This is a genomic window from Bacteroidales bacterium (assembly GCA_021648725.1).
In the GTDB taxonomy this organism is placed as follows: domain Bacteria; phylum Bacteroidota; class Bacteroidia; order Bacteroidales; family JAADGE01; genus JAADGE01.
On record JAKISF010000057.1, the window covers coordinates 1 to 8,216 of the forward strand.

Annotated in this window: 6 protein-coding genes; 4 read left to right on the forward strand and 2 right to left on the reverse strand. The window is 34.5% G+C overall.

What is annotated here, in order from left to right; all coding sequences use genetic code 11:
• The 3 genes from L3J35_13485 to L3J35_13495 form a co-directional block, all read left to right on the forward strand.
• A partial coding sequence (locus L3J35_13485; protein MCF6367195.1) for a hypothetical protein occupies positions 1–1,457 on the forward strand: 1,457 nt, incomplete at its 5' end.
• Positions 1,458–1,615: 158 nt separating this feature from the next.
• A complete protein-coding gene (gene lepA, locus L3J35_13490; GenBank protein ID MCF6367196.1) occupies positions 1,616–3,403 on the forward strand; it encodes a translation elongation factor 4 in 1,788 nt (595 codons plus the stop codon).
• Positions 3,404–3,586: 183 nt separating this feature from the next.
• On the forward strand, positions 3,587–5,104 hold the full coding sequence (locus tag L3J35_13495; protein MCF6367197.1) for an asparagine--tRNA ligase: 1,518 nt from the start codon (positions 3,587–3,589) through the stop codon (positions 5,102–5,104).
• 151 nt (positions 5,105–5,255) lie between these two features.
• On the opposite strand, the gene typA is transcribed toward L3J35_13495, so the two are convergent.
• Positions 5,256–7,067 (reverse strand): translational GTPase TypA, encoded by a 1,812-nt coding sequence (gene typA, locus L3J35_13500; protein MCF6367198.1) that lies wholly within the window; start codon positions 7,065–7,067, stop codon positions 5,256–5,258.
• A gap of 189 nt (positions 7,068–7,256) precedes the next feature.
• Here typA and L3J35_13505 point away from each other — a divergent pair, with 189 nt between their 5' ends.
• Positions 7,257–7,904 carry an RHS repeat protein gene (locus L3J35_13505; protein MCF6367199.1) on the forward strand — a complete coding sequence of 216 codons (648 nt, stop codon included), beginning with the start codon at positions 7,257–7,259 and terminating at the stop codon, positions 7,902–7,904.
• A 138-nt stretch (positions 7,905–8,042) separates the two neighbouring features.
• On the opposite strand, the gene L3J35_13510 is transcribed toward L3J35_13505, so the two are convergent.
• Positions 8,043–8,216: ISAs1 family transposase (locus L3J35_13510; GenBank protein MCF6367200.1), on the reverse strand; the 174-nt coding region annotated here is incomplete at its 5' end.

Here is an 8,216-nt window from a genome sequence, read left to right on the forward strand (position 1 = left end):
TTACAACAGGGCTTTATAATTTATTTTGTGGTTTTGAAAGCGGCATTTCCGACACATCCGGAAGAAACAATTCTTTTTTCGGATACAGAACGGGTTACAATAATTTATCAGGTAATAATAATACTTTCCTGGGAGATTCCAGCGGATTCGGCAATACTACAGGCTCGAGCAATTTATTTGCAGGCAAAAACAGCGGTATATCAAATACAACCGGAGGCTTTAACACATTTTTGGGTTACGAAAGCGGATTTTCAAATACAACCGGTATAAATAACACTTTTATCGGCAGTCAGTCCGGACAATTAGCAATAAGCGGTAATTATAATGTTTTTAACGGTTTTAATGCAGGAAGAAATCATAATTCAGGCGATAATAATGTTTATATAGGATATGAAGCAGGAAGCGGGGGGTTATCCGGAAATGAAGACGGGGTTAACAATGTGTTTGTAGGCACAGAAAGCGGAACAAACAATACCTCGGGTATTTATAATACATTTTTAGGATATCGAACAGGTTTTAATAACACATCCGGAGGTCATAACATATTTCTTGGTTATCAAAGCGGACTAAATAACAGTTCCGGCTGGACAAATATATTTATAGGAAGTTGGGCCGGAATGGGAAATCAAACCGGAAGTGATAATGTATATATCGGAGGTACAAGCGGAGCTAATAATACACACGGATTAAGAAATACTTATTTAGGATTTTACTCCGGTGCAACAGCAACAGGCACTGATAATGTTTTTATCGGATACGAAGCCGGAAGACTGGAAGCAGGCTCTAACAAGCTGTTTGTCAGCAATACAGCAACAACAACTCCGTTAATATATGGCGATTTCAGCAGTAATTATTTAAGAATACACGGTTCTTTAAGTGTCGGAGAGAATCCTCTTGTTGCAAAAACATCCTCAAAATTCAGAGTTTTTGCCGATAATTACAGAGCCTATAACGGATTTGCCTGGTACGGAGGTTATGCCGGCACATTTTCAAATGACGGAAATAATGTAAACAGAAGAGGTATAGAACTTCGTGTCGGAACAGACGACGGCAGCGGAACAAATTATCAAATAGTTTTTTATGACGGAAACGGCACCTATCAAGGAGCAATAACTTCCAGTGGCGGAATAGTTTCTTATGGAGCAAAATCTGCAAACAACAATAATAAAACCATTAAAAATTTTAATAAAAATGCCATTACAATTATAAACAAAATTGATGTCATTGAATTTAAACCTTCAAAAGAATCCGGTAAAATCATTACAGGATTTTTAGGAAAAGATTTATTAAAATTAATTCCTGAATCTACTTTTTACGATGAAGAAAATGATGAGTACATAACAGATAAAAGTGCATTAGTTCCTATATTGACAAAAGCAATTCAAGAACAAAACCAAAAAATTGAATATTTAGAAAAACAAATAAAAGAACTAAGAGAATTAATTAAAAAGAAATAATATTAAAACACTCTTTTAACCCCATTAATTAAACAATTTTGTTTTTGTGAAGATAAAATAATAAGCGATTACTTATATTTGACACACTACAATTTTTTATTTCCTAAAAAACAGTATTTTTGCAGATTGAGTATTTTCAGCATTATTAAATTATCAGAGTGAAGAACATTAGGAATTTTTGTATTATAGCCCATATAGACCACGGTAAAAGCACCTTGGCTGATCGACTTTTAGAAATAACCGAAACCGTTTCCGAAAAAGACTTGCAAGCACAAGTTCTGGACGATATGGACTTAGAAAGGGAACGAGGTATTACCATTAAAAGTCATGCTATTCAAATGGACTATGAATTTGAAGGCGAACAGTACAAATTAAATCTTATTGACACCCCCGGACATGTAGATTTTTCTTATGAAGTTTCTCGCTCAATTGCTGCTTGCGAAGGTGCTCTTCTAATTGTTGATGCTACACAAGGAATTCAAGCACAAACAATTTCAAACCTATATCTTGCAATAGATAATGATTTGGAAGTAATTCCCGTTTTGAATAAAATGGATATGGATACTGCCATGCCCGAAGAAGTTAAAGAACAAATCGTTGAACTTCTCGGCGGAAAGATTGAAGATATAATCGAAGCCAGCGGAAAAACCGGAATGGGTGTTAATGAAATATTAAAAAGAGTTATTAACGATATCCCGTCCCCGGAAGGAAACACGGAAGCACCGCTTCAAGCAATGATTTTTGATTCGGTATATAATTCTTACAGAGGAATTATTGCATATATTAAAGTTGTTAACGGAACTATTAACAAAGGGGACCACGTTAAATTCGTTAATACCGAAAAAGAATATTATGCCGATGAAATCGGAGTATTAAAATTAAAACAAGAAAGTAAAAAAATATTACAAGCAGGTGATGTAGGTTATATTATCTCCGGAATTAAACAATCCAAAGAAGTAAAAGTAGGAGATACTGTAACAACTGTCGATAATCCCTGTGATGCTGCAATTGAAGGTTTTGAAGAAGTAAAACCTATGGTTTATGCCGGTATTTATCCTATTGACACTGAAGATTACGAAGACCTCAGGTATTCTATTGAAAAGCTGCAACTGAATGATGCTTCTTTGACTTTTGAACCTGAATCTTCATTAGCCCTCGGTTTCGGTTTTCGGTGCGGATTTCTCGGAATGTTACACATGGAAATTGTTCAGGAACGACTCGAAAGAGAATTTAATATGAATGTTATTACAACTGTTCCCAATGTTTCTTATATCGTAAAAACAAAAAAAGGCGAAACAATTGAAGTTCATAATCCGTCAGGCTTACCCGAACCCGGTATAATTGAAGAAATTCTTGAGCCCTTTATTGATGCTCAAATAATAACTCAAACTGATTATTACGGACAAGTTATGAAGTTGTGTCTGGACAAAAGAGGAGAACTTAAAAAAGAGCATTACCTATCTTCCGACAGAGCAGAACTTTCTTTTGATTTACCTCTTGCCGAAATTGTTTTCGACTTCTACGACAAACTCAAAAGCATCTCAAAAGGCTATGCTTCATTTGATTACCAATTGTCAGATTACCGAAAAGCAAAACTTGTAAAACTTGATATATTAGTGAACGGAGAACGTGTTGATGCTCTTTCATCTTTAATACATGAAGATAATGCATACAGAATGGGCAGAAGAATGACTGATAAATTATGCGATTTAATTCCGAGGCATCAATTTGCCGTTCCTATTCAAGCCGCAATCGGTTCAAAAATTATTGCACGCTCAACTATTAAAGCCTTAAGAAAAGATGTTACGGCAAAATGCTACGGCGGAGATATTACACGAAAACGAAAACTCTTAGAGAAACAAAAAAAAGGTAAAAAACGAATGAAACAAATCGGAAATGTTGAAATTCCGCAAAATGCTTTTATGGCTGTTTTGAAATTGGATTAATTGTATTTTACAAAATTATTAATAAACAAGATTTAAAAACTTAAAAACAATTGTTATGGCAAAAGGAAAGGATGCAAAGAAAAATGTAAAAAAAGAAGCACAAAAATCAGCAAAAGAAAAAAAAGCTGAAAAGCGAGAAAAGAAAGCAAAGAAATAGGACATAAAATTAACAGGATTATTACAATGATACAAATTAAAGACTTTAAAAACTACGAAGGCAAAACAATTGAGACGCGAGGCTGGGTAACCAATAAACGCAGCGGAAAAGGTCTTGAATTTATAATTTTAAGAGACGGCAGCGGATATGCTCAATGTATTGTAAGCAGCGATGATGTCAGCGATGATATATTTGAAACAGCAAAACGATTATCGCAAGAAAGTTCAATTCAACTTACCGGAACAATTGTGAGAGATGAAAAACAATTGGGCGGCTACGAGCTTCAAATTTCCGACTTAAAACTTATTGGAAAATCAGAAGACTACCCTATTACAAACAAAGAACACGGAATTGAGTTTTTAATGGACAACCGGCATCTTTGGTTACGCTCAAAGCGTCAGTGGGCAATTCTTAAGGTCAGAAACCGAATTATTTTTGCAATAAATAACTTTTTTCAGAAAGAGGGTTTTGTTCAAACCGACTCTCCTATTTTTACGGGTAATGCTGCCGAAGGCTCAACAACTTTATTCTCCTCAAAATATTACGATCAAGATGCATACCTCGCACAAACAGGACAACTTTACGGAGAGGCAATGGCAATGGCAATGGGTAAAATTTATACTTTCGGACCGACTTTCAGAGCCGAAAAATCAAAAACCAGAAGGCATCTTTCCGAATTTTGGATGATTGAACCAGAAATGGCTTTTTATGACAACGACATGAATATGAACATGATAGAGCAATTTTTGAAATATATTGTTGCCGATGTTCTTGAAAACTGTAAAGAAGAACTTGTTATTTTAGACAGAGATATTTCTGTTTTTGAAAATATGAAAACAGAAGGTTTCCCAAGACTTACTTATGACGAAGCCGTTGAAATAATTAAAGGAACAAAAAAAGTTAACGGAAAAACAAGTATTGAACTTCTGGAAGAAGATTTAGCAAAAGTTAAAACCCAAATCTCAGAAAACAAAAAAGGAATTGAAGAGAGAGAAAAAGAAATTGCCGGAGGAGTAAAAAAAGGCAAACGAAATTTCTTACAAAATAAAATTGACCAATTAAAAAACGAAATAAGTACACTTGAACAAACAGAAAAAAACATTCCGCAATGGTTGGAATCTGCAAAGAATTTTAAATACGGAAATGACTTCGGCGGTTCAGACGAAACCGTAATTACAAGAATGTTTGATGTTCCGGTTATGGTATATAATTGGCCTCACGAAATTAAAGCCTTTTACATGAAAAGAGATGCATCTGCTCCGGAACTCGCAAAAGGCGTAGATGTTCTCGCTCCCGAAGGATACGGCGAAATTGTCGGCGGTGGTGAAAGAGAAACCGACCTTAATTTGCTTATTGAAAAAATTAATGAGCATAATTTACCGATGTCTGAATTTGAATGGTATTTAGATTTAAGAAGATACGGTTCAGTTCCTCATGCCGGTTTCGGGTTGGGATTAGAAAGGACAGTTGCATGGATTTGCGGAACTCAACATATCCGAGAAACTATTCCGTTTCCGAGATATTACGGAAGACTGCGACCTTAATTCAAAAATATCTCAGTTGTTAAAGCCGACTTTTGTCGAAAAGATATTTTTTTGACAAAACCTATTTTGGAAAATTATTTATCGGAGCTTAAAAACTTAAACAAAAAAAGCCGGTTTAAAAACCGGCTACACATATTTTTGGAAATAACTTTTATTCTTCTTTTCTGCCGGCTCTTTTTCTGTCATGTTCATTCAGCAATATCTTCCTTAATCGAATAGACTTTGGTGTAACTTCAATATATTCATCTTTTTTAATATACTCCATGCACTGTTCTAATGAAAACTTTACTGCCGGAGCAATTGATGATTTATCGTCAGAGCCCGATGCTCGCATATTCGTATGTTTCTTTGTCTTTGTAATATTTATTAAAATATCATCTTCTCTGGTGTTCTCTCCTATTACTTGCCCTGCATAAATTTCTTCTCCGGGGTTTACAAAAAACCGTCCTCTGTCCTGTAATTTATCAATAGCATAAGGAATTGCAGTTCCTGTATGCATGGAAATTAAAGAACCCTTTTTTCGAGTTTCAATATTTCCTTTCCACGGTTCGTATGATTTAAATCTGTGAGCGGTAATTGCCTCCCCTTCACTTACCGTAAGAATTGAATTTGCCATACCTATTAAGCCTCTTGCCGGAATACTGAACTCTAAATACATTCTGTCGTTTTTATTTTCCATATTCACTATTTCGCCTTTCCTTTTTGTTACAATCTCTATTACCTTTCCGGAAAATGCTTCGGGAGCCTGAATTGTTAACAACTCAACAGGTTCATGCTTAACTCCGGCAACTTCTTTTATCAGCACCTGGGGTTGACCGAGTTGAAATTCGTAACCTTCTCGTCGCATTGTTTCAATAAGAATGGATAAATGAAGAATACCCCTTCCGAAAACTAGAAATTTATCGGCAGAATCAGTATCTTCCACTCTCAAAGCCAGATTTTTCTCAATTTCTTTATACAAACGATCCCGTAAGTGCCTTGATGTTACAAACTTTCCTTCTTTGCCGAAAAACGGAGATGTATTAATTGTAAACAACATACTCATTGTAGGTTCATCTACTTTAATCGTTTTTAAACCTTCCGGGTTTTCAAAATCAGCAAAAGTATCTCCTATTTCAAAATTACTGGGTCCGAGAACTGCACAAATTTCGCCTGCATAAACAACTTCTCTTTTTACCTTTTCTTTACCTAAACCTTCAAATCTGTATAATTCCTTAACTTCAGATTTTTCAGTACTGCCGTCTTTTTTTACAACTGATATTTTTTGGTTCATCTCAATTGACCCTCTCGATATTCTTCCGACAGCAATTCTTCCGAGATAGGACGAATAATCCAAAGATGTAACTTGTAATTGTAAAGTTCCCTCTTTTCTTTCCGGAGCAGGAATGTTTTCTAATATCGCATCCAGTAAATAACTGACATCTTCTGCCGGCTTTTTCCAGTCATCAGACATCCACCCGTTTTTTGAAGAACCGTAAACCACCGGAAAGTCTAACTGATCTTCTGTAGCATTAAGGCTGAACATTAAATCAAAAACATCTTCATACACTTCTTCCGGTGTACAATTCGGCTTATCAACTTTATTTATAACAACAATCGGTTTCAAGCCTAATTCAATTGCTTTTTGAAGAACAAAACGAGTTTGCGGCATCGGTCCTTCGAAAGCATCAACTAAAAGCAAAACTCCGTCTGCCATATTTAATACACGTTCTACCTCTCCGCCGAAATCGGAGTGACCGGGAGTATCAATTATATTAATTTTTACATCTTTATATCTTACCGAAACATTTTTTGAAAGAATTGTTATTCCCCTTTCTTTTTCCAAGTCATTAGAGTCGAGAATTAAATCTGCAACATCTTGGTTGTCCCTGAAAAGTTTTACCTGATGCAGTATTCTGTCAACCAATGTTGTTTTACCGTGATCAACATGTGCAATAATTGCTATATTCCTTAAATTTTGCATTATCTTCTGAATTATAAAAGTTTGCAAATGTACGACATGAAAGATAGCAAACAAATTTAAAATAAAAAGAACACAGAAAACTCAGATATAAAACACCCGGACATTTGTAAAAAACATAAATTATAGTTGGATTAATATATTATTATGTGGTATTTTTGTAAATATTTATTTAACTAAAAATTTAAAAAAATGAAAACAATTAAAAGTATCGGCTTAATTTTTTTGATTCTGGCCACATCAATTATTGGATGTAAAAAAGGGGAAAACGATCCGGGCTTATCACTATTGAGCAGAAAAGCTCGGTTATCCGGCGAATGGAATTTGTCATCTGCCGAGTTTGAATTTAAAAAAACAGACCCTGACGGAACAACAGTTACATCATACTCCTATGACGGTGCAAATATGACAGAAACAACAGACGGCGAAGGCAAAACCTACGTTTATTCTGAAAAAGTAACAATAGATAAAGACGGAACATTTACTATTGTTATTGAAAAAGAAATTACTTATTCTCAAAACCAAACAGGAATAAATAAAACAACGCTTGAAGGTTATTGGTATTTTATTGACGGAATAAAGAATACAGATATAAAAAATAAAGAAAGGGTTGAATTCTTTATACAAAAATATACAAACATTCATCCAAGCGGAGATACTGAAATTATAGAATCGTCGGGCAGCATACCTATAATTGAAGAAAGAGGTTTCAGCGGAATTGAAATCTTACTGTTAGATCGTTTGGCAAAAAAAGAAATGACAACATTGTATGATTCTGAAGTTATTATTGACGGAGAAACAAGGACTTATACCGGAATAAAAGACTATACCCAAAATTAATAACATCCTGCAAACAAAAAGCCGATATAAAATCGGCTTTTTGTTTGTTCCTTAAAAACTGATTTTACCCGATTATTTCATTTGAATAGTTTAAAAACTCATATTTTGTATTTTCGGAACAATAAATTCAGGGCAAACTCATACTTTAATATTTAATACTTTTAGCAAATAGTCATTATTCCAGTCGGCTTTAAGTCTTTTGCCGGCAATTCCTTGTTTTGTTGTTGTTTCATTTTTTAATAGATTTAATGCTATTTTTAAGAGAACAGAGTAATTTTGTGCAGCATTTTTATTCCTTTTTCTTGATGCGTC

What these genes read in the sequence shown, in the direction of transcription:
- L3J35_13495 (MCF6367197.1), top strand. Translation starts at nt 3,587, where the DNA reads ATGATACAAATTAAAGACTTTAAAAACTACGAAGGCAAAACAATTGAG.
- typA (MCF6367198.1), bottom strand. Translation starts at nt 7,067, where the DNA reads ATGCAAAATTTAAGGAATATAGCAATTATTGCACATGTTGATCACGGT.
- L3J35_13505 (MCF6367199.1), top strand. Translation starts at nt 7,257, where the DNA reads ATGAAAACAATTAAAAGTATCGGCTTAATTTTTTTGATTCTGGCCACA.